The following is a 19,930-nucleotide window of genomic DNA, read 5'->3' on the forward strand; positions in this document are numbered from 1 at the left end:
GTGCCACCAGACTAACAGCGCGCTCTCGGATGAGTCAGAGGACGTCGAGAGGTTGTCCACAGGGGAACGGGCTGCCACTTGGCGCGAAGTGGAATATTTCATAACATGACATCGACATGACAGAAATCAACGGAAGGTTGCCCGTGGAGGCGGTGGGACTCATCGAGGCCGAGGTGCGGGAGCTGGTGCGCCGGCGGGGGATCGATCCGTGGGCGGACGGGGAGCCGATCCGCGAACTGATCGTGGAGGCGGTCGCAGACTATGAGGAGCGGGCAGTGCGCGGCGGGCTGCCGCCACTTCAGGGGCATGAGGACACGGTCCGCCACCTCCTGGACTCCGTGGCCGGCTTCGGTGAGTTGCAGGTCTATTTCGATGACCCCGAGGTGGAGGAGATCTGGCTGAATGGGCCCAGCGAGATCTTCGTCGCACGGGGTGGGGAATCCGAGCGCACGGGCCTGGAGATGTCCCAGGCGCGGGTGGAGGACCTGGTGGAGCGGATGCTCAAGACGTCCGGGCGTCGTCTTGATCTGAGTTCCCCCTTCGTGGACGCCTCGCTCCCGGACGGGTCCCGTCTGCACGTGGTGATTCCGGACATCACCCGGCGGCACTGGGCCGTCAACATCCGGAAGTTCGTGGTGAGGGCCAGCCGATTGGAACATCTGGTGGAGTTAGGTTCCTTGACTCGCGTGGCGGCGCGATTCCTCGGTGCCGCCGTGAGCAGTGGGCTCAACATCCTCGTCTCGGGGGCCACCCAAGCCGGGAAGACGTCACTCCTGAACTGCCTGACGTCGGCCATCGGCGCGCGGGAGCGGGTCATCACCGTGGAGGAGGTCTTCGAACTGCAGTGTCCGCTCCCGGACGTGGTGGGCCTGCAGTGCCGCCAGCCGAATCTCGAGGGAGAAGGGGAGATTCCTTTGCGACGGCTCGTGAAAGAGGCATTGCGGATGAGGCCGGACCGTCTGATCGTGGGTGAGGTCCGCTCGGCGGAGAGTCTCGATCTTCTGATCGCCATGAATTCCGGGGTGGGAGCGATGGCCAGTGTCCACGCCAATTCGGCGCGGGACGCCGTGACGAAGATCTGCACCCTGCCGTTGCTCGCCGGTGGCAATATCAGCAGCGACTTCGTCGTTCCCACCGTCGCCTCCTGCGTCGACCTCGTCGTGCACTGCCAGAGGCAGCCCAACGGTCGGCGGCTGGTGTCCGAGATCGTGGCTCTCGGCCGGCGTGTGGAGAACAATGTCATCGAATCCAGCGTGATCTTCGCGCTGCAGGATGGCGCGCTCGAACCGACAGGTCAGCTCCCTCCCGAGGACAAATTCGTCCGGGCGGGGTTCCGCCTCCACTCTCTGGTCGGTGCCGCCTGATGTCGGCGGTCCTTGGACTGGCGCTCGGCCTGGGTCTCCTGCTCGTCTGGTGGTCGTGCTGGCCGCGGAGCGGTGGGGGTGGCAAGCCCGCACGTCCTTCCCGTCTGGCGCGGGCACTTCAGGCGGCCGGTGTGGAGAGGGTCTCGCCGGCCGGACTGGTGGGTTCCGCCCTCATCCTTGCGCTGGCGGCGGGTCTCGTGCTTCTGGCCTTCACCCGCTCCGTGCCCATCGCGTCGTGTTTCGCGGCATTCGCCGCGTGGGTTCCGTGGTCGCTCGTGACGTGGCGCGCACGACGACGGGTGGCCGCTCTGCGCCGGTCCTGGCCGGATGCGGTGGACCACCTGCGGTCGGCGATAAGGGCAGGACTGTCGCTTCCGGAAGGGCTCATGCAGCTCGCCCGGAAAGGACCGGAGGATCTGCGCCCGTTCTTCGAGGAGTTCGCGGCGGACTACCGGTCAGGCGGAAGCTTCGATCAATCGCTGGCACGCCTGAAAGCACGGCTCTCCGATCCCGTTGCAGACCGGATCATCGAAGCCTTGAAGCTGACCCGTGATGTCGGCGGAGCCGATCTGGGGATTCTCCTCTCCGCTCTGGCCGACTTCCTCCGGGACGACGCACGGACCCGGAGCGAACTCGAGGCCCGGCAGTCGTGGACGGTCAACGCGGCCCGGCTGGCGGTGGCGGCGCCCTGGCTGGTGCTGCTGATGATGTCGACCCGGCATGAGGCGGTCAGTGCCTACAGCTCCGTGGAGGGCCTGGGTGTCCTCGGGGGAGGACTCGTCGTGTCAGTGCTCTGCTACCGGGTCATGCAACGGATCGGTGCGCTCCCGTCCGATGAACGAGTCCTCGGATGAGCACGTCACTCTGCGCCGCACTGTGCGGCTTCCTCTTCGGATCCGGGCTGTGGCTCACCGTGGTGCGTCTGCCGTTCATGAGAGCGGTGACCCTCACGGAACGCGTCGCTCCCCAGCTGCGCGCCCAGGACACCAGCTCCCGCCTGCTCATCACGGCCGCACACACCATCACCCCCTTCGGCCCGCTGGAACGGATCCTGGCTCCGATCCTCCGTGATGCCGTCGCGTGGCTGGGACGGTTCAGGTGGGGCAACTCGGCGCTCCAGGAACGTCTGGCCCGCGCCGGGAGCGCAAGGACTCCTCTGGATTTCCGGGCGGCCCAGTTGCTCCTGGGCGGGGCGGCCTTCGGGGCTGTTCTCCTAGTGAGCCTACTGGGGGTGTTCTCGGGGCGGGTCGCTCCGCTTCAGGCGGTGTTCGCTGCGCTGAGTGCGGCGGTGCTCGTAGCCCTGGGGCACGAACAGTGGCTGAACCAGCGGATCAGGTCACGTGAGGCCAAGATCCTGAGAGAGTTCCCGGGGCTGGCGGAAATGATGGCGCTGGCGGTCGGCGCCGGGATGAATGCGCGTGGCGCGGTCGAGAGAATCGCGCTGATCGCTCATGGTGAGCTGGCCGCGGAGTTCGCCCGGACGGTGGCGGACGCCAGGTCTGGAACACCGTTCCTTGACGCACTCCGCGGGCTGGCCCGGCGAGTGAGGCTCATCCCGGTGGAGCGCTTCGTGGACGGTCTCATCGTCGCCATGGAACGGGGCACCCCGCTCAGCGATGTCCTGCGGGCTCAGGCCCAGGATGTCCGGGACCTCGGGAAACGCGAACTCATGGAGTCGGCGGGGCGCAAGGAGATCCTCATGATGGTGCCCGTCGTGTTCGGTGTGCTGCCGTTGACCGTCCTCTTCGCCGTGTTCCCCGGACTGGCCGCCATCACCCTGATGCTGTGACGCGCCGTTTCGGGCATCGTGCCGCTGAAGACACGGAGAGACACGCGGGAATCGAGAGTCATAGGCACTGGGAGACATGGGTGCCGAGCGACCTGGGCACCGAAAGAGCCATGACCACGGGAACATCACCACGGGAAGAAGAGTGCCGTGAACATCGAAAGAAACGTGAACACCGGAAGAAAGGCGCACCACCGATGAAAGGCATCCCGATGAACCATCTCCAGTGCCGGCCCCACCGGCCCGGTTGGACGATCCAACCCCTGCGGTGGCGGCACGCGTCGCCACGGCTCGCGGGCGGTGGCCCAGGCTGTCCCGTGCCCGGCTCCCAGCCGAGGACGCACTGGTCCACGGAATCCACCTTGCCGAGGACGGTTTTCGCCTGGACGACTCTGCTCCTGACCGTGGTACTGCGCGTGAGCAACCTGCTCGTCGTCCGGCTCCGAGCGGAGAGGACCGACCGGAGGAGTCATCCGGAACGTGGAGACGTGCCCGGCTGGGTGATGGTGACCCTCATGACGGCTGCGCTCGTGGCCCTGCTGCTGGCCGTGGCGGGCCCCGCTCTCGAGGGGCTGTTCCGTCAGGCCATCGACACCGTCACCCGGAAGTGACCACGCGTGACGACCGGCGCACGGGGAGACGTGCACGGCGAGCTCACCGAAGTGCAGAGCGAGCCACGAAATGCTGGCTCCTGAGCCCAGGCCCGCTGTTGCCATTCCGAACGCCAGGTCCCGCCCGGGAACGGGGATCGGCGGTGGTGGACTTCGTCCTCGTCTCGGGGTTGCTCACCATCCTGTTCCTCGGAGTCCTGCAGCTCACGCTGATTCTGCATGTCCGTAATTCGTTGATCGACGCCGCCTCATCAGGTGCGCGCTACGGTGCGCTCGCGGACCGGGTTCCCGCCGATGCCGTGGCCCGCGCCAGGGAACTCATCTCGGGGGCCGTGGGACCCGGCTTCGCGCAGGACATCACCGTCACCGAGGCCCGCGAAGGAGACGAGATGCTGCTCACCGTCACGATCCGCGCGCCGTTCCCCGTCGTCGGACTTCTGGGGCCGGATCGGCTTCTGGAGGTGACCGGCCATGCTGAACGCGTGGAGTGAGAGTGGTGGACCGGGGTCCCGGACGAGTTCCGTGGCGGCACGGTGTGGGTCGCTGGACCCAGCACCCGGAGTAAGAGGGTGGCATAGCGGCAGCCGCGCCGGCGAAGAGGGGAGCGCCACCGTGGAATTCGTCTTCCTGTCCCTCCTGGTGCTCATACCGGTCCTGTACTTCGTCCTCACCGTCACACGGATCCAGGCGGCGGGGTTCGCAGTGAGTGGCGCCGCGGACCAGGCCGCACGGCTGGCCGTCCACGCGAAGGATGAACAAAGTGCCCGGCTTGCGATGGACCGTGCCGTCGGCCTCGCGCTCGCCGACCAGGACATTCCGCCCGGCACGGCCCAGATGACCGTCACCTGTCAGCCCGATGATTGCCGACGGCCCGGCACGGCGGTGACTGTGCAGGTGACGGTCGACGTCGAGCTGCCATTCACTCCGCCGGGTCTAGGCCTTGACGTCGCGCACGTCAGCGCGAGCGGCACCCAGATCGTCGGCAGGTTCAGATGACATCGCGAGAATGTACGTCGACAGAGCCCTGGCCGAATCCGCAGAGCGGGCGGACCGCCAGGGGACTGCAACCCGGCCTTGGGCACAGCGTCAACCTCTGTAAGAAGGCTGAACCATCGCAGAACGCCCTCCCCTGGAACTGCGCCGACCCGTCGCAGAGCACGCGGCGAAGCAGGAGGCGGAATGCCGCACAGACGGGGAGCCTCAACATCCTCACGCTCGGTTACGTGGTGATCGCCCTGCTCGCGGCCGTGGTGCTGCTGGACGTCTCGTCGGTGTATCTGGACCACAAGAAGCTCCTGTCCCTGGCTGACGGCGCGGCGTCCGCGGCCGCCGATGCGTTCGACATCACCGGAATCGCGGGCGACCGACAAGGCCATGTAACCGTGCGACTGGACGACGGCAGAGTCCGCGCGGCCGCGGCGGACTACCTGCGCCGCAGCCCGGCGGCGGTGACCCTGGACGGGTTGGCGCTCGTCGACGCCTCGGGCAGCCCCGATGGACGGAGCGCGACGGTTCGCCTCACAGCAGTGGCGCGCCCACCGCTGCTCGGCGTCTTCGTCCCTGACGGCATCACCATCGAGTCAGGTTCGACGGCGCGTGCCCGGCTAGTGAGGTGAAAGGCATGCGAAGTGACGACAGTAGCGCGTTGGAGTGATCGCTGGCTGCTGGTACGGCGCGTCGCCCCTTTGAGTGTCCGGTCCGCTTGGTCTACTGAATGATGCTGCCGAACCAGATGCCGCGCCTGGAGTACGGGCGGGTCGTGCTACGGGCCTTTGAAAGCCGCGACGCGACACTTGTGCAGTCGGTGGCCGACGACGCTCTGATCCCGTCCATCACGACTGTTCCAAGCAGCGGAACGCACGAGGATGCTCTGGCCTTCATCGCACGGCAGCATCATCGGCTCGCCGCCGGGACCGGTTATTCGTTTGCCGTGACCGACTCCGTCTCGGATGTCGCTGTCGGCCAGATCGGATTGTGGCTCCGCGACATCGATCAGGGGCGTGTGACCACAGGGTACTGGGTGGCTCCGGCTCATCGGCGTCGAGGTTATGTCACCGCCGCATTGCATGCCCTGGCCACGTGGGCTCTCGAACTCGAAGAAGTCGAGCGGCTGCAGCTCTACGTCGAACCATGGAACCGAGGGTCATGGCAGGCCGCTGAGCGCTGCGGGTTTCAACGCGAAGGATTGCTTCGCTCGTGGCAAGCAGTGGGGGAGGCCCGACGGGACATGTTCGTCTACAGCAAGATCAACGAGTCCCGCTTCAGCCAGGGGCCGGGCCCCGCACCCACCCCCGGACGCTGATCGCCGCGCATGCCGTAGTCTTGGAAGACCATGGCTGAGATTGATTTTCCTGCAGAGATCCGTGCACTGAGGGCTACTTACGACTCCATCGCACAAGTGTCAGACGTCGATTCCCTGCGCCGGGACATCGCCGAACTCAGCGAGAAGGCCGGCGTCCCCGATCTCTGGGACGACCCCGCCGCCGCCCAGGTGGTGACCTCACAGCTTTCGCACCGCCAGTCGGAACTCGAACGCCTGACCACGCTGGCCAGCCGCATCGAGGACCTGGAGGTCCTGGTCGAGCTCGGTCAGGAAGCCGGGGATGAGGACTCCATGGCCGAGGCCGGCACGGAGCTCGCCTCGATCCGTTCCTCCCTGGAACAGCTCGAAGTCGTCACGCTCCTGTCCGGTGAGTACGACGAGCGCGAGGCCGTGGTCACCATCCGTTCCGGCGCCGGTGGCGTGGACGCCGCCGATTTCGCCGAGATGCTCATGCGCATGTACCTCCGCTGGGCCGAGCGCCGTGGCTACCCCACGAAGGTCATGGACACCTCCTACGCCGAAGAAGCGGGCATCAAGTCCGCCACCTTCGAGGTCAACGCCCCTTACGCCTTCGGCACCCTCAGCGTGGAGGCCGGCACGCACCGCCTCGTGCGGATCAGCCCCTTCGACAACCAGGGCCGTCGCCAGACGTCCTTCGCCGCCGTCGAGGTCATCCCGCTGATCGAGCAGACCGACTCCATCGAGATCCCGGACAACGAGATCCGCGTGGACGTGTTCCGTTCCTCCGGTCCGGGTGGCCAGTCGGTCAACACCACCGACTCCGCCGTCCGCCTGACGCACATCCCCACGGGGATCGTGGTGTCGATGCAGAACGAGAAGTCCCAGATCCAGAACCGTGCAGCCGCCATGCGCGTGCTTCAGTCCCGTCTCCTCCTCCTCAAGAAGGAGCAGGAGGACGCGGAGAAGAAGGCTCTGGCCGGTGACATCAAGGCCTCGTGGGGCGACCAGATGCGGTCCTACGTCCTGAACCCGTACCAGATGGTCAAGGACCTCCGGACCAACCACGAAGTCGGCAACACGAGTGCCGTCCTCGACGGTGACATCGACGCTTTCATCGACGCCGGCATCCGCTGGCGCGCCGACAGCCGCAAGGCCGAGGCCTGAGCGAGCCCGGCGTGGCACGCGGCCTCAGGGCCGGGTGCAACACCCCGGTTCCGGGCCGGACGACACCGGCCTCACCTGCGGCGCAGTGCAAGCCTTTGCACGACACGCCGCCCGAATGGGGCGGCGTTCCCGCGGTGCGACCATAAACTCGAGGAGCCGGTGCCATCACTTCCCCCAACACTAGGCCCAGGCCCCGGCCGCTGGAGCGGTTCCGTCGCGCCTGCCGACCGGGCTGTGTGAAGCCATGATTCGATTCGAAAATGTCACCAAAATCCACGACCCCAAGGCCAGACCCGCGCTCGACTCGGTGAGCGTGGAGATCGAGGGCGGCGAATTCGTCTTCCTCGTGGGCGCTTCCGGTTCCGGCAAGTCGACCTTCCTCAAGATGGTGTACCGCGAAGACGTGGCCACCACCGGTTCCGTCTACGTCGCCGGCCACAACGTCTCCACCCTCTCCAGCTGGCGCGTGCCCAAGCTGCGCCGGAAGATCGGTGTGGTGTTCCAGGACTTCCGCATCCTGCCGCAGAAGAACGTGTACCAGAACGTCGCCTTCGCCATGCAGGTGATCGGCGCCAGCCGTGCGCGCACCAAGGAGCGCGTCTCCGATGTCCTCGCGATGGTGGGGCTCGAAGGCATGGAGAAGCGCATGCAGCATGAGCTCTCCGGTGGTGAGCAGCAGCGCGTCGCGATCGCCCGCGCCGTCGTCAATCAGCCGGACATCCTGCTGGCCGACGAACCCACCGGCAACCTCGACCCGACCACGAGTGTGGAGATCACCGAGGTGCTGAAGAAGATCAACGCCAACGGCACCACGGTCGTGATGGCCACGCACGATGACGACATCGTGGACCAGATGCGCCGCCGTGTCATCGAACTCACCAAGGGCAAGGTCGTCCGTGACGAGGCCAAGGCCACGTACACGTCACTCATCCCCAAGGTGAAGACGTCCGCCGGCGCTCCTGAGACCGCCGCCACGGCAGGGGAGGAGCGCGCATGAGGCCCATGTTCATCCTCGGGGAGATCGCCAACGGCCTCCGCCGGAACCTCTCCATGTTCGTCTCCGTGGTCCTGGTGACCTTCGTGTCGCTCACCTTCGTGGGCGCGGCCGGGATGCTCCAGATGCAGATCAACCAGATGAAGGGCTACTGGTACGACAAGGTCCAGGTGGCGATCTTCCTCTGCAGCCCCGGCTCCACCACCGCCAACTGCTCCTCCGGTCCCGTGACCAAGGAGCAGCAGGACAATCTGCGCAAGACCCTGGATTCGGATGCGATCCGCCAGTACGTCAACGACTTCCAGTTCGAGTCCCAGGACGAGGCGTACAAGCACTTCAAGGAGCAGTTCGCCAATTCGCCGATCGTCGACTCGGTGACGCCGGATCAGCTGCCCTCCTCCTTCCGTGTGAACCTGAAGGATCCCGAGAAGTACAAGGTCATCTCGGAGACCTTCTCCGCCCAGCCCGGCGTGGAGAGCGTGATCGATCAGCGCCAGATCCTGGAGAAGCTCTTCTCCGCCATGAACACGGCTTCGTTCGTCGCCATCGGCATCGCGGCGATCATGATCATCTGTGCGGCGCTGCTGATCGCGACCACCATCAGGCTCTCGGCCTTCATGCGGCGCAAGGAGACTGCCATCATGAGATTGGTGGGAGCTTCCAAGGCGGTGATCCAATTGCCCTTCATCCTCGAAGGCGTGATCGCGGCCGTGATCGGAGCGCTGCTCGCCTCGGCTGCCATCTGGGGGATCTCGCACTTCTTCCTGACCGGCTACCTTGCCGAGCAGTACAAGCAGACCGCCTTCATCTCGGATGCGCAGACGCTCTGGCTGGTTCCCGGCCTGATCGCTCTGGGTGCCGTGATCGCCGGCGTCTCATCCCTGTTCACCCTCCGCAAGCCGCTCAACGCCTGAGCGTGGGCCCATGGAAAGGAACGTCATGAACGTTGCAGGACCGACACAGAGGGCTCTCGCGAAGGCTGCGCGTCTCCGTTTCCCGTACGACGGCGAGCAGTGCCGCAAGGCTGCGCGCCGCACCATCGGTGCGTCCGCCGTCGTCGTGCTGCTGCTGGGGCTCGGCCTCACGCCCAGCCAGGCCGACAATCTGGATGATCAGCAGCAGGCGCTCCAGAACCGTGCGAACCAGGTGCAGTCCTCGCTGGAGTTCCTGGACGGCAAGATCGCCAAGTCCGCGGCCGACCTGACCCTGTTCCAGGGCCGGCTTCCGGGCGCTCAGAAGGCCCTGGCGGATGCCCAGGGACGTGTCGCGGCGGCAGCGTCCGAGGCGCAGTCCCTGGCCGTGCGCGTCGATGCGGCGCAGCAGAGCAAGGCGAAGCTGGCGCAGGAGATGACGCAGGACAAGGCGAAGTCCAGCGAGACCAAGAAGCTGATCGGGCAGATCGCCACCCAGGCCTACAAGTCCGGCGGCGTTCCCAACGACCTCACGCTGTTCTTCGGCGCGACGGACACGGAGAAGCTGGTCAGCAGCATGGACCTGGCAGACCAGGCGCTGCGCACCCAGAACGCCGCGATGGAGAAGCTCAACCAGCAGAGCGCCGTCAACGTCAATCAGTCCGCGCGTCTCGCCGCCGTCGAGCAGGAGATCGCCGACCTCAAGGCGCAGGCGGATGCCGCCCTGGCCCGGGAACAGTCCGCCCGTGACGAGGCCGCACGCCAGAAAGCGGCGGTGGACAAGCTCGTCTCGGACACCACGCGGCTGAACAAGGAACTCGAAGCCTCCAAGCCCGCCATCCAGGCGCAGCTGGCCAAGGTCAATCAGGCGCAGGACCAGGTGGCATCGCAGATCAAGGCCCGCGACGAGCGGCTCCGGCAGGAGTGGCTGGCCGAGCAGCGCCGGAAGGCGGAAGCGGCAGCGGCCGCAGCCGCCGCTGAGGCTGCGCGGCAGGGCCAGGCACAGCCCCCGGCCCAGCCGCCGTACGTGCCGCCGGCGCCGGGACCGATCTCCTCCTTCGGGATCCGGGCCCCGTTCGACGGAAACCCGCCGATCACCTCGGGCTGGGGCTGGCGCGCCGTGCCGCCGGGCACCATCGACTTCTGGGGCACCGGCGGTTACATGCACACCGGTGTCGACTTCGGCGTCGGCTGTGGCACCCCGGTGCACGCGGCGGCCTCCGGCACCGTGACCCTGGCCGGCTGGATCACCACCGGTGGCGGCTGGACCGTCCAGGTGTCCCACGGCGTCGTGCAGGGCAACGCGCTGACCACGGTGAACTACCACAACAGCTCCGTGGTCGTGTCGGCAGGTCAGCACGTCGAGCAGGGTCAGGTCATCGCGTACTCGGGCAGCTCCGGCAACTCGACCGGCTGCCACGCCCACTTCGAGACGTGGGTCAACGGCTCGCCGGTGGATCCCATGACCATGCTCTAGACGTTCCAGAGCATCGTCCGGAAGGCCCGTTCCCCGAGGGGAGCGGGCCTTCCGGCGTCTGCCGCGTTCTTCCTGAGCGGACAATGCGCGGTACGGCGCGCCGCATGGGTAGACTGGAAGGACTGTTTTCAGACCGAAGGAGTCAGCCGTGCCGAAGGAAAGTGGCCGGAAAGTCGTGGCCACGAACCGCAAGGCACGCCACGACTACGAAGTGCTGGACACCTATGAGGCGGGGATCGCGCTCATGGGGACCGAGGTGAAGTCCCTCCGCGAGGGGCACGCCAACATGGGCGATGCGTTCTGCACGTTCTACAACGACGAGCTCTGGATGGAGCAGGTCAACATCCCGGAGTACAGCCAGGGGAGCTGGACCAACCACTCCTCGCGCCGCCGCCGGAAGCTGCTCCTGCACCGTGCCGAGCTCATCAAGATCTCACACAAGATCCGGGAGAGCGGCTTCACGATCGTCCCCCTGCAGCTGTACTTCGTCGACGGGCGGGCCAAGGTCGAAATCGGCGTGGCCCGCGGTAAGAAGGAGTACGACAAGCGCCAGAGCCTGCGCGAAGCGCAGGACAAGCGCGAGGCTCAGCGGGTCCTTCGGGCGCGCAACAAGCGCTGATCCGCCTCGCCCGAGGATGCCTCCGGGCTTGGCTTCGTGCGCCAGTGGAGGTATGCTGGAGAGTCCTGTTGGGGAGACCTGGCAGGGATTGGTAAATGAACATGGGGATGATCGGTTTCGACGATGTCTGTCGACGCAGGTGAAGCGGGCCGAGGATGCAGGCTTATCTCGTAAACGATGTCTGCAAACCAATAAGTGCCGAATCTAAGCGCACTGACTTCGCTCTTGCTGCCTAAGCAGTAAGACAGTCCGTCAGCCCACGGTTGCTATCGCCGTGGAATCTGGCGTCGTCTAGATAGCCACTGCCAGGGGCCCTCGTCATCGGGGCTTCTGGGACTTTTAGATGACTGGGCCCGGATCAGCCAGCTGTTTGCAGCATGGCTGGGGCCGAGAAATTCCGACGCAAACTGCGCCCGGAGAAGCCCTGCAGAAGCAACATCGGACGCGGGTTCGATTCCCGCCATCTCCACTGTTGAAAGGCCCTGGATCCTCGAGATCCAGGGCCTTTCGCCGTCTTCGGCGCCGGGCGCGTTGCGCGTGGGCGTGTTCCGCACGCTCGGCGGACGCCCGGTCAGCGCCGGGGCTTGGCCTTCTTCTCCGTGTCCGGCTTCTTCTGATCCGGCTTCTTCGGCGTGGCCTTCTTGGGCAGCGTCGGAGGATCGAAGTTCCGGTGGTCATAGAGGCCGTAGACGGCCTGCATGTACCGGGCCCACTGAGGTCCCGCGATGTCTGCACCGTCGACGGCGGGGTACGTCCTGCCGTTGATGGTCACGTTCGTCCCGGGGCGCGATTCGCTCGCGTTGAACGGGTCCCCGAAGAAGGACGCCGTGGCGAGGCCACGCGTGTAGCCGACGATCCAGGTCTGGTTGTTGTACTGGTTCGTGCCGGTCTTGGCGGCGGCGGGCGCGGTGACCTTGTCCGGAATGAGGAGGCCGGACCCCTTGGACAGCACGTCCTGCAGCACGTTCGTGGCGCGTTTGGCCACTTCGGGCGTGATGGCTCCGGCCTTACAGGATGGGCTCTGACCGCCGAGGCGTTTGCCCTTCCCGTCGTCCACGCGGGTGATCGAGATGGGGGTGCAGTAGGTGCCGTTGCTGGCGAAGGTGGCGAAGGCGTTCGCCATGGTCAGCGGAGCCACGTTGGCGCCGCCCAGAAGGTTTCCGAGCGTGTTGAGCTGGAGCTTCTGACCCTTGCCCGCGCCGTCGTGCATGCCCAGGGCGTCGGCCGCGCGCTGGATGTCGCAGAAGTCGTTCAAGCCGGCCGCCGAGGCGAACGTGGCCGTGTTGATCGAGTAGTAGATGCCCATCCGGACGGTCATGGGACGGTAGAAGCCGGGTGTGTCGTTCTGCAGGTCCGGCGCCGCGCCCTTGGCCATCTCCTTCGAGTTGTACGCTCCCGCGACGGGACCGCACGTGCTCTTCCATGGGAAGTCCAAAGGGTAGACGCGGCGTGCGGCGTCCACCGTCTGGTCGGGGGACTTGCCCTCACCGAGCCAGGCCGCCAGCGTCACGGGCTTCATGGTGGAACCGGGCTGCATGCCGCCCACGCCGCCCAGGGCCTGGCCGGCGTCGTCGGTCTTGTCCACGTTGAAGTTGTACGCCGTGACGAATCCGGAGCCCTGTTTGGCGAGCATCCGGGAGTTCTGAGCCATCGCGACCACCTTGCCGGTGCCGGGCTGGATCGTCACGAGCGAGGCGCCCCACTTGTCCGGGTTGGCGCCGGTGGTCGCATCCACCTGGCGCTGGGCCGGTCCTTGCAGACGGGGGTCGAGCGTCGTGCGGATGGTGAGCCCGCCGCGTTGCAGCAGCTTGAGGCGCTCGTCCGGCGTGGCGCCGTAGGCGGGGTCGTTCAGGAACTGATGCAGCACGTAGTCGCAGAAGTACGGCGACTGCGAGGCGTACGCACAGCCCTGGCGAGGCTGCTTCACGGCGAGCTTGAGCGGGGTCTTGACGGCGGCGTCGTGCTTCTTGGCGGTGATGTAACCGTGCTTGAGCATGGCGTCCAGCACCAGATTGCGGCGGTCGACGGCGCGGTCCGGGTGGGCGATGGGGTCGTAGTAGCCGGGACCGTTCACGAGACCGGCCAGCAGTGCGGCCTGCGGCAGGCTGAGTTTCGCGGCGTCCACCGAGAAGAAGTACTGGCTGGCGGCCTGGACGCCATAGGCGTTGCCGCTGAAGGCCACGATGTTGAGATAGCCCTGGAGGATCTGGTCCTTGCTCAGCCGCTTCTCCAAACCGAGGGCGAGTTTCATCTCCCGCAGCTTGTCGCCGGTGGTCTTCTGACCGTTGAGCACGACGTCGGACGCGTCACCCCGGGAGGTCCGGTTGTCGTTCAGGACGTTGGTCACATACTGCTGGGTCAGGGTGGAGGCGCCCTGCCGGCCGCCTGACGCGTTGCTGACCAGCGCACGCATGATGCCCATCGGATCGATGCCGCCGTGTTCGTAGAACCGGTAGTCCTCGATCGCCACGAGCGCGTTGCGCATGTCAGGAGCGATCTGCTTGAGCGTCACATCCTGGCGGTTCTCGCTGAAGACGGAGGCGATCTGCGATCCGTCGGCGGCCAGGATCCTGCTCACCTGCCCGGGCGGGTTGATGGTGAGCTCCTCCGGGAGGCTGTCGAAGAACTGCACCGAGCCTTCGGTGGCGGCGTCCGTGGCGGCCACCAGGGGCGCCAGGAAACCGACCAGAAGCGCTCCGATCACGGCACTCACGGTGGTGAAGGCCAGGAGTCTTCCTCCCACTCCGGCCACGGACTTCAGGACATTTCTCGCAGGACTCATCCCTTCGAGCCTAACGGAAGTGCCTGGACGGACGCTTCGAAGGTGACGTCCGTCAGCGGTAGAAACCGTCCCGCAGGCGGATTCCGTGCTCCAGCCAGACCTTCATCGCGGCGAGCATCCCGGTCCATCCCATGCAATTGCCGAAGGCCGCTGCGGCGCCGTCGCCGGTGGGCTTCCAGGCCTGTTCCCGCACCGCGACCTTGGTGCGGGCGCCGTCGTCGACGGAGGTGAAGAGGAAGTCGACCACGGTGCCGTCCTGCTCGACCGAAGTGCCGGGAGCGGCGCCCCAGCGCAGAGAAATCGTCTCAGCGGGCTTTGCGCGAAGGACCGTGACGGGAAACGCCCCCGGGAAGTCCGCGAAGTCCCACTGGACGGTGGCGCCGGTCTCCAGGCGTCCGATTGCGCCCCCGGTGGTGAAGTACTCACTCAGGATCGCCGGATCCGCCACCGCCTCGTAGACCTCCGAGATGGGCCGCGCGATGAAGCCGAAGACCTCGAATCGGAAGTCCGTCACCGGGGTGCCGTCGGCGCTGGGCTCCTGCGAGGTGGTCGGCTTCTGGTGCCCGTTGTCCTGGTCTTCCATGAGTTCTCCTTTTCTCAGGGCCCGGAACGTCCGGACCGTGTGCAGTGTTCAGCAGTGCTTCGTCAGCCCGCAGCCTGGCGACGTTCCGCGGGCCGCCGTCGCACGGCGATGGTCTTGAGGTGATCGGGCCGGGCGGGGTCGAACCAGACATCCACGAGCTCGCCGGTGACCACGGGATCGTCTGCCGTGATCATGACCGGCCGGCGGACGAACCGGCGCGTTCCGTTGAGGTCGTCGAAGGAGTAGGTGACAGAAGTCAGGATGCGGTTGGACTCGTGGAACCGGTCGTAGCCCTGGTTCGTGACCACACCCGTGGTCAGGCGGCCGCTCCGCACCGTCTCCTCTTCACGGCGCCGGTCGGCGGCACGCGCGGCCCAGGAGACCACGGACAGGATCCCCAGAAACAGGGCGATCCCGGCCAGCCACCAGGTGCCGGGAACCATGCGCGGCGCCTGGAACCAGGCCGGGGCGGGAGCGACGACCGTCGTTCCGAACGCGGCGGAGGCGCAGGCGAGGGCCTGCGCAGCGCCGAAGCCGGGAAGGCGCGGATTCCGCACGGAGCGGGAGACCCAGGTGTTGAGGCCAATGATCGTGGCCCCCGCGGCGACCGTGAGCGCGGTGATCCGGATGATCCACTGCCAGGGCTCCGGATCTTCGTTCTCCGTGTCGATCACGCTCACGAATGCGGTGATGCTGTACGCGGTCACGAATGCGCCCAGGAGTAGCGTGAGGCCGGGCCCCCAGAGGTCCTGGGCCTGTGGGGTCCTGGTCGCCTTGGCGCGTGCGGCGGCATCCGGGTCGATGGTGCTCATGCAAGGATGCAAACACGATGCCCCGCGATCCGCAATGTCCCAGCCCATCAGAGTGCCGGTCCGGGGGAGGACGTCAGGGGAGGATGCAGCCCTCGTGCGGGGAGTCGTCCGCGACCCAGAGTGCGTGCAGCGCCTGCTCGCCCAGCTCCGCCGTATGGCCCTCCTGGCCGCCGGGAGGGGCCACATGGACCTGCAGTGCCCCGCTGAACGGCTTGCGTTCGCCGACCTCGACGACGGCGTCGACGTCCACGCCCTCCCTGCTGAGATAGCGCAGAAGCTCCGGGTCGTCGTCGCTGATGCGGGTGATGTGCCCGTGGTGCCCCTCATCCAGCTCGGAGAGCAGCCGGGCCTCGGGAAGGGCGACGGTGCCGTCGGCCGTGGGGATGGGGTCGCCGTGGGGGTCACGGTCCGGGTGGCCGAGTTTCTCCGCCAGGCGTTCCACGAAAGTCTCGGAGACGGCGTGCTCCAGGAGCTCGGCTTCGTCATGGACCTCGTCCCAGGCGTAGCCGAGTTCGCGGACGAGGAACGTCTCGATGAGGCGGTGCCGCCGCACCACGGCCAGGGCCAGAGTCCGGCCTTCCGCCGTGAGCGTCACGGCGCCGTAGGGCTTGTGGTCCACCAGGCCGAGGTCCTTGAGCTTGCGCACCATCTCGGACACGGACGAGTTCGCCACGCCCAGCCGCTGGGCCAGCTGGGTGCTGCTGATGGGCTTGTCCTGCCACTCGGTGAACGAGTAGATGACCTTGACGTAGTCCTCGATCGAGGAGGAGGCGACGGCAGACTTCACGGCCCCAGTTTAGTCGAGGCCGGTGACGGCGCCGGGGTGGTGACCGGCCGCCGTCGTGCCGGCGCCGCGTTCTCTCACCCTCCGGGGACGAAGGTCAGCCAGATCAGGACCCCGTTGAGGACGATCACGAGGAGGGCGCTCACCGCTGCCGCCACCTGGAGTGCGGGATGGTCCGCGTGACGGCCCATGATGCGGCGGTCCCTGCTGAGCAGGAAGAGCGGGATGAGGGCGAAGGGGATGCCGAAGCTCAGGGCGACCTGGCTCAGGACGAGCACCTGCGTGGGGTCCATGCCGACCGCCAGGATGATCACGGCGGGGATGAGGGTGAGGACCCGGCGCAGCAGGAGCGGGATCTGCACCTTGAGCAGGCCGCCCATGATGGTGGCGCCGGCGTAGGACCCGACCGCGGTGGAGGCGAGGCCTGAGGCGAGCAGCCCGACGGCGAACACGGCGCCGATGACCGGGCCTAGCGTCGTCGTGATGGCGGCGTGGGCGCCCTCGATGCTGTCGGTGCCTTCACGGCCGCTCAGGGCGGAGGCCGCCAGCAGGAGCATGCCGATGTTCACGGCGCCGGCGATGGCCAGCGCGGAGACGACGTCCCAGCGGGTGGCCCTGATGAGACGGCTCAGGGTGCGCTCGTCCGGGTCGGCGCTTCCGACGGGGCGGTGCCGGTCGCGGGAGAGGGCGGAATGGACGTAGATGGCGTGGGGCATGACGGTCGCGCCGAGCATGCTGGCCGCGAGGAGCACCGATTCGGTGCCCTGGAAGCGGGGGACCAGGCCACCGAGGACTCCTCCGGCGCTGGGCGGGCTGACGATCAGCCCGCAGAGGAAGCCGACCGTGATGACGGCGAGCAGGACGATGATCGCGTTCTCGAAACTGCGCTGCCGCCGCCGGTTCTGCATCATGAGCAGGAACATGGAGGCCGCGCCGATGATGATGCCGCCGAGCGGGAGGGGGATGCCGAACAGCAGGTTGAGGGCGATGGCGCCGCCGACCACCTCCGCGAGGTCCGTGGCGACGGCGACGGTCTCGGCCTGGAGCCAGAAGAGCCGCCGGCCCCACGTGGGGAACCGCTGTCCCAGGAGTTCGGGCAGGGAGTGTCCGGTGACCAGACCGAGCTTGGCGGACTGGTACTGGACCATCACGGCCATGATGTTGGCGGCGACGAGGACCCAGACGAGCAGGTAGCCGAACTGAGCGCCAGCGGTGAGGTTGGCCGCGACATTGCCCGGGTCCACGTAGGCGATCGCCGCGACGAAGGCCGGTCCGAGGAGCAGGACTCCCGCGCCACGGCGCGGTGCGACGACTCCTGGGGACAGTTCGGTCTTCATCTCATCTCCTCTTGCTTAGGCAAGCCGAACTCAGCAATTTCGGCTTGCCTAAAACTGTAGAGTCAGAGTCCTGTCGGCGCAAGTGTGACTGTCAGAGCCGCGTGGTCTTCCAGGCGTAACAGCGGTAGGGGAGCGTGAGGACTTCGCCGGCGTGGTGGCCGAGGTGTTCGTACAGGTACCACTCGAGATTTCCCATGACCTTCTCGCGGGTCGCGGGAGACGCTCGCAGATAGTAGCTGCGGGACTTGGTCAACTCCAGGAGATCCTCCGGCGTCACCTCGTCCTGCCACGGGATCACGGCGCCCTGCAGCTCGCTGAAGCCGGGCCCGACGGCGGGAACGAAGTGCGGCTTGATGACGTCGCCGGCGTGCATGATGCGGGACAGCCGGTGCACCCACGGGACGGACGTGTCCAGCTGGTTCCAGATCAGGGCCAGGGTCCCGCCCGGCCGCAGGACCCGGACGGCTTCCGCGCTCGCGGCGTGAGGATCGAACCAGTGCCAGGCCTGGGCCACGGCGATCAGATCGGCGCTCTCCGCAGGAAGCCCGGTGGTCTCCGCCGTTCCCTGGACGGTCGCCACGCCGGGGAGTTCCGCATGCAGCTGAGCCAGCATGTCCGCGGAGGGCTCCACGGCCGTCACGTCCAGGCCGAGATCCACGAGCAGCGCCGTGTACTTCCCGGTTCCGGCGCCCACATCCACCGCCGACCGTGCCCCGGCGGGCACGCACCAGGCGGCCGACTCCGCAGGATAGGAGGGCCGGACCTGGGCGTAGTGCTCGCCGCCCCGTTCGAACGCGCGGCCCATCTCCCGGCGGGTGCTGGTGTCCATGCGGGGACCACCGGGCGGGGACACGTGACGGGCTGACATGCTAGCTCCTGGACGACGACGGGATCCGCCCGCGGAGCGCGCGGGAGGCTTGCCGTTTAAGGGTCGCACAGGGGACGGCCAGGCCCGCCTCTGTGCGACCGGACGTGCCACGTCAGAGGGTCAGTCAGTGGTGCTGCAGGGGGCGGCGCCCGCCGTGCCGGGGGTGTTCGGCGCCCAGTGCGGGTAGCTGCGCTGGTCGTTCGCGGGAACCCAGCGGCCGGCGTCCACGACGTAATCCCAGCCGAGACCGCGTTCGCGCAGCTGCCGGATCCCCTCGATGAGGCGCTCGGCGTCCTCAAGCCGTGATCCCAGACCGAAGCTGGCGCGGAGCGATCCGGCGGGCAGGCCCATCCGCTTGAGCAGCGGGTGGGCGCAGAACTTGCCGTCCCGGAGGCCGACCCCGTGCTCGGCGGAGAGGTACGCGGCCACGAGGCCGGCGTCGTAACCCTCTACGGAGAAGTTCACCACGCCGATCGAGTCGGTGGAATCGCTGAAGATCCGGTGCACGGTGACGCCGTCCAGGGCGGAGAGGCCATCCTCCAGGTGGCGGCGGATATCCGCCTCGTGCTGCTGCCAGGAGTCGTGGTCCAGGGACGCCAGGACCTGGGTCGCCCGGGCCAGGGTGGCCGCGCCGAGGACGTTCGGGGAGCCGCCCTCATGGCGTGCCGGGCCGGTGGTCCACACGACCGAGTCGAGGCGGGCCTCCCGCACGGCGCCGCCGCCGAGCAGGTGAGGGGTGCCGGCGTCGAGCCAATCGGCACGGCCCACCAGGACTCCGGCGCCGAACGGCGCGTACAGCTTGTGGCCGGAGAAGGCGAGGAAGTCGACGTCGAGCGCGGTGATGTCGATCCGGCGGTGCGGCGCCAGCTGAGCGGCATCCACGACGATCCGCGCGCCGTACTCGTGTGCCAGGGCGGCGAGCTCGGCGATCGGCAGGATCTCCCCGGTGACATTCGACGCGCCGGTGACGGCCAGGAGCGCGACGCCTCCGGTCTCGAGCTCCTCGCGCAGGGCGTCCACGGTGGCCGCGATGGTCTCCCGCGCCACCAGGCTCCGGTGACCGACCCGCTGCCAGGGGAGCAGATTGGCGTGGTGCTCGATGTCCAGGTAGAGCACGTCACCGGCCTGCTCGCCCTGGCGCTGGGGCAGGCAGCCCGCCAGCACGTTCAGCGAGTCGGTGGTGTTGCGCGTGAAGATCACCAGGTCATCCGGGCGTCCGCCCACGAAGCCGCGCACGATCTCCCGGGCGTTCTCGTACACCGAGGTGCTGATCTGCGAGGCGTAGCCGGCGCCGCGGTGCACGCTCGCGTAGTAGGGCAGGATCTCGTTCAGGTAGGCGGACACCACGCTGAGCGCGGGGGCCGAGGCGCCGTAATCGAGATTGGCGTACCGGACCGTGCCGCCTTGGATGAGCGGGGCCTGGATCTCCGCGCCGGTGACCGCCGCGAACGGATTGGCGGCCAGCGACGGCGCGTGGGAGCGTCCGCTTCCGGCGACGGCGGAGCGGGGGGCAAGGGTGTTGACGGACATGCTGGGACCTCTGCATCGTGGAGG

The 19,930-nt window shown here is 67.4% G+C and carries 20 protein-coding genes and 1 other RNA gene; 14 read left to right on the top strand and 7 right to left on the bottom strand.

Going from position 1 to position 19,930, the window contains the following annotated elements:
- Positions 1-116 precede the first annotated feature (116 nt).
- From AB6732_RS03250 to ssrA, 14 genes are all read left to right on the top strand, one after another.
- A complete protein-coding gene (locus tag AB6732_RS03250) occupies positions 117-1,364 on the top strand; it encodes a CpaF family protein (protein WP_370958253.1) in 1,248 nt (415 codons plus the stop codon).
- Positions 1,364-2,218: a type II secretion system F family protein gene (locus tag AB6732_RS03255; protein WP_370958255.1), complete on the top strand. Its 855-nt coding sequence runs from the start codon at positions 1,364-1,366 to the stop codon at positions 2,216-2,218. Before AB6732_RS03250 ends, AB6732_RS03255 begins: the two co-directional genes overlap by 1 nt.
- A complete protein-coding gene (locus AB6732_RS03260) occupies positions 2,215-3,153 on the top strand; it encodes a type II secretion system F family protein (protein WP_370958257.1) in 939 nt (312 codons plus the stop codon). The genes AB6732_RS03255 and AB6732_RS03260 overlap by 4 nt, the downstream gene beginning before the upstream one ends.
- A 413-nt stretch (positions 3,154-3,566) precedes the next feature.
- A complete protein-coding gene (locus AB6732_RS03265; protein ID WP_370959585.1) occupies positions 3,567-3,761 on the top strand; it encodes a hypothetical protein in 195 nt (64 codons plus the stop codon).
- 143 nt (positions 3,762-3,904) lie between these two features.
- The gene (locus tag AB6732_RS03270) at positions 3,905-4,252 is read left to right on the top strand and encodes a TadE/TadG family type IV pilus assembly protein (protein WP_370958259.1); all 348 of its coding nucleotides are present in this window, start codon (positions 3,905-3,907) and stop codon (positions 4,250-4,252) included.
- Positions 4,253-4,373: 121 nt separating this feature from the next.
- Positions 4,374-4,757 (top strand): hypothetical protein, encoded by a 384-nt coding sequence (locus AB6732_RS03275; RefSeq protein WP_370958261.1) that lies wholly within the window; start codon positions 4,374-4,376, stop codon positions 4,755-4,757.
- Positions 4,754-5,377, top strand: a complete 624-nt coding sequence (locus tag AB6732_RS03280; RefSeq protein ID WP_370958263.1) for a pilus assembly protein TadG-related protein — start codon at positions 4,754-4,756, stop codon at positions 5,375-5,377. Before AB6732_RS03275 ends, AB6732_RS03280 begins: the two co-directional genes overlap by 4 nt.
- Positions 5,378-5,475: 98 nt before the next feature.
- Positions 5,476-6,063 carry a GNAT family N-acetyltransferase gene (locus tag AB6732_RS03285; protein WP_370958265.1) on the top strand — a complete coding sequence of 196 codons (588 nt, stop codon included), beginning with the start codon at positions 5,476-5,478 and terminating at the stop codon, positions 6,061-6,063.
- Between the two features lie 30 nt (positions 6,064-6,093).
- Positions 6,094-7,209 (top strand): peptide chain release factor 2, encoded by a 1,116-nt coding sequence (gene prfB, locus AB6732_RS03290; RefSeq protein ID WP_370958267.1) that lies wholly within the window; start codon positions 6,094-6,096, stop codon positions 7,207-7,209.
- 244 nt (positions 7,210-7,453) lie between these two features.
- Positions 7,454-8,206, top strand: a complete 753-nt coding sequence (gene ftsE / locus AB6732_RS03295) for a cell division ATP-binding protein FtsE (RefSeq protein WP_066211025.1) — start codon at positions 7,454-7,456, stop codon at positions 8,204-8,206.
- The gene (gene ftsX / locus AB6732_RS03300; RefSeq protein ID WP_370958269.1) at positions 8,203-9,117 is read left to right on the top strand and encodes a permease-like cell division protein FtsX; all 915 of its coding nucleotides are present in this window, start codon (positions 8,203-8,205) and stop codon (positions 9,115-9,117) included. The genes ftsE and ftsX overlap by 4 nt, the downstream gene beginning before the upstream one ends.
- 25 nt (positions 9,118-9,142) lie before the next feature.
- Positions 9,143-10,591, top strand: a complete 1,449-nt coding sequence (locus AB6732_RS03305; protein WP_370958271.1) for a peptidoglycan DD-metalloendopeptidase family protein — start codon at positions 9,143-9,145, stop codon at positions 10,589-10,591.
- A 148-nt stretch (positions 10,592-10,739) separates the two neighbouring features.
- On the top strand, positions 10,740-11,210 hold the full coding sequence (gene smpB / locus AB6732_RS03310) for an SsrA-binding protein SmpB (protein ID WP_066211021.1): 471 nt from the start codon (positions 10,740-10,742) through the stop codon (positions 11,208-11,210).
- Between the two features lie 103 nt (positions 11,211-11,313).
- Positions 11,314-11,682, top strand: a transfer-messenger RNA (tmRNA) gene (gene ssrA / locus AB6732_RS03315).
- A gap of 99 nt (positions 11,683-11,781) precedes the next feature.
- Here the strand turns inward: ssrA and AB6732_RS03320 are convergent.
- From AB6732_RS03320 to AB6732_RS03350, 7 genes are all read right to left on the bottom strand, one after another.
- Positions 11,782-13,992, bottom strand: a complete 2,211-nt coding sequence (locus tag AB6732_RS03320) for a transglycosylase domain-containing protein (RefSeq protein ID WP_370958274.1) — start codon at positions 13,990-13,992, stop codon at positions 11,782-11,784.
- A gap of 52 nt (positions 13,993-14,044) precedes the next feature.
- Complete coding sequence (locus AB6732_RS03325; protein ID WP_370958276.1) at positions 14,045-14,575, bottom strand: SRPBCC domain-containing protein; 531 nt, start codon at positions 14,573-14,575, stop codon at positions 14,045-14,047.
- Between the two features lie 62 nt (positions 14,576-14,637).
- On the bottom strand, positions 14,638-15,387 hold the full coding sequence (locus AB6732_RS03330) for a DUF3592 domain-containing protein (RefSeq protein ID WP_370958278.1): 750 nt from the start codon (positions 15,385-15,387) through the stop codon (positions 14,638-14,640).
- A 73-nt stretch (positions 15,388-15,460) separates the two neighbouring features.
- Entirely contained in the window at positions 15,461-16,174 is a 714-nt protein-coding gene (locus AB6732_RS03335) for a metal-dependent transcriptional regulator (RefSeq protein ID WP_066211017.1), read from the bottom strand.
- Between the two features lie 74 nt (positions 16,175-16,248).
- Positions 16,249-17,508 carry an Nramp family divalent metal transporter gene (locus AB6732_RS03340; protein WP_370958280.1) on the bottom strand — a complete coding sequence of 420 codons (1,260 nt, stop codon included), beginning with the start codon at positions 17,506-17,508 and terminating at the stop codon, positions 16,249-16,251.
- A 91-nt stretch (positions 17,509-17,599) separates the two neighbouring features.
- Positions 17,600-18,376, bottom strand: coding sequence for a class I SAM-dependent methyltransferase (locus tag AB6732_RS03345; RefSeq protein WP_370958282.1), 777 nt, complete (start codon positions 18,374-18,376; stop codon positions 17,600-17,602).
- A 120-nt stretch (positions 18,377-18,496) separates the two neighbouring features.
- Positions 18,497-19,906: an aminotransferase class V-fold PLP-dependent enzyme gene (locus AB6732_RS03350; protein ID WP_370958284.1), complete on the bottom strand. Its 1,410-nt coding sequence runs from the start codon at positions 19,904-19,906 to the stop codon at positions 18,497-18,499.
- Positions 19,907-19,930 lie beyond the last annotated feature (24 nt).

Origin of the sequence: Arthrobacter sp. RCC_34 (assembly GCF_041360795.1) — a bacterium.
Classification (GTDB): Bacteria; Actinomycetota; Actinomycetes; order Actinomycetales; family Micrococcaceae; genus Arthrobacter_E.

Bases quoted from the DNA above. Each gene is read 5' to 3' on its own strand.
- AB6732_RS03250 (WP_370958253.1), top strand. From the start codon at position 117: ATGACAGAAATCAACGGAAGGTTGCCCGTGGAGGCGGTGGGACTCATC.
- AB6732_RS03255 (WP_370958255.1), top strand. From the start codon at position 1,364: ATGTCGGCGGTCCTTGGACTGGCGCTCGGCCTGGGTCTCCTGCTCGTC.
- AB6732_RS03260 (WP_370958257.1), top strand. From the start codon at position 2,215: ATGAGCACGTCACTCTGCGCCGCACTGTGCGGCTTCCTCTTCGGATCC.
- AB6732_RS03280 (WP_370958263.1), top strand. From the start codon at position 4,754: ATGACATCGCGAGAATGTACGTCGACAGAGCCCTGGCCGAATCCGCAG.
- AB6732_RS03285 (WP_370958265.1), top strand. From the start codon at position 5,476: ATGATGCTGCCGAACCAGATGCCGCGCCTGGAGTACGGGCGGGTCGTG.
- prfB (WP_370958267.1), top strand. From the start codon at position 6,094: ATGGCTGAGATTGATTTTCCTGCAGAGATCCGTGCACTGAGGGCTACT.
- ftsE (WP_066211025.1), top strand. From the start codon at position 7,454: ATGATTCGATTCGAAAATGTCACCAAAATCCACGACCCCAAGGCCAGA.
- ftsX (WP_370958269.1), top strand. From the start codon at position 8,203: ATGAGGCCCATGTTCATCCTCGGGGAGATCGCCAACGGCCTCCGCCGG.
- AB6732_RS03305 (WP_370958271.1), top strand. From the start codon at position 9,143: ATGAACGTTGCAGGACCGACACAGAGGGCTCTCGCGAAGGCTGCGCGT.
- AB6732_RS03320 (WP_370958274.1), bottom strand. From the start codon at position 13,992: ATGAGTCCTGCGAGAAATGTCCTGAAGTCCGTGGCCGGAGTGGGAGGA.
- AB6732_RS03325 (WP_370958276.1), bottom strand. From the start codon at position 14,575: ATGGAAGACCAGGACAACGGGCACCAGAAGCCGACCACCTCGCAGGAG.
- AB6732_RS03330 (WP_370958278.1), bottom strand. From the start codon at position 15,387: ATGAGCACCATCGACCCGGATGCCGCCGCACGCGCCAAGGCGACCAGG.
- AB6732_RS03340 (WP_370958280.1), bottom strand. From the start codon at position 17,508: ATGAAGACCGAACTGTCCCCAGGAGTCGTCGCACCGCGCCGTGGCGCG.
- AB6732_RS03345 (WP_370958282.1), bottom strand. From the start codon at position 18,376: ATGTCAGCCCGTCACGTGTCCCCGCCCGGTGGTCCCCGCATGGACACC.
- AB6732_RS03350 (WP_370958284.1), bottom strand. From the start codon at position 19,906: ATGTCCGTCAACACCCTTGCCCCCCGCTCCGCCGTCGCCGGAAGCGGA.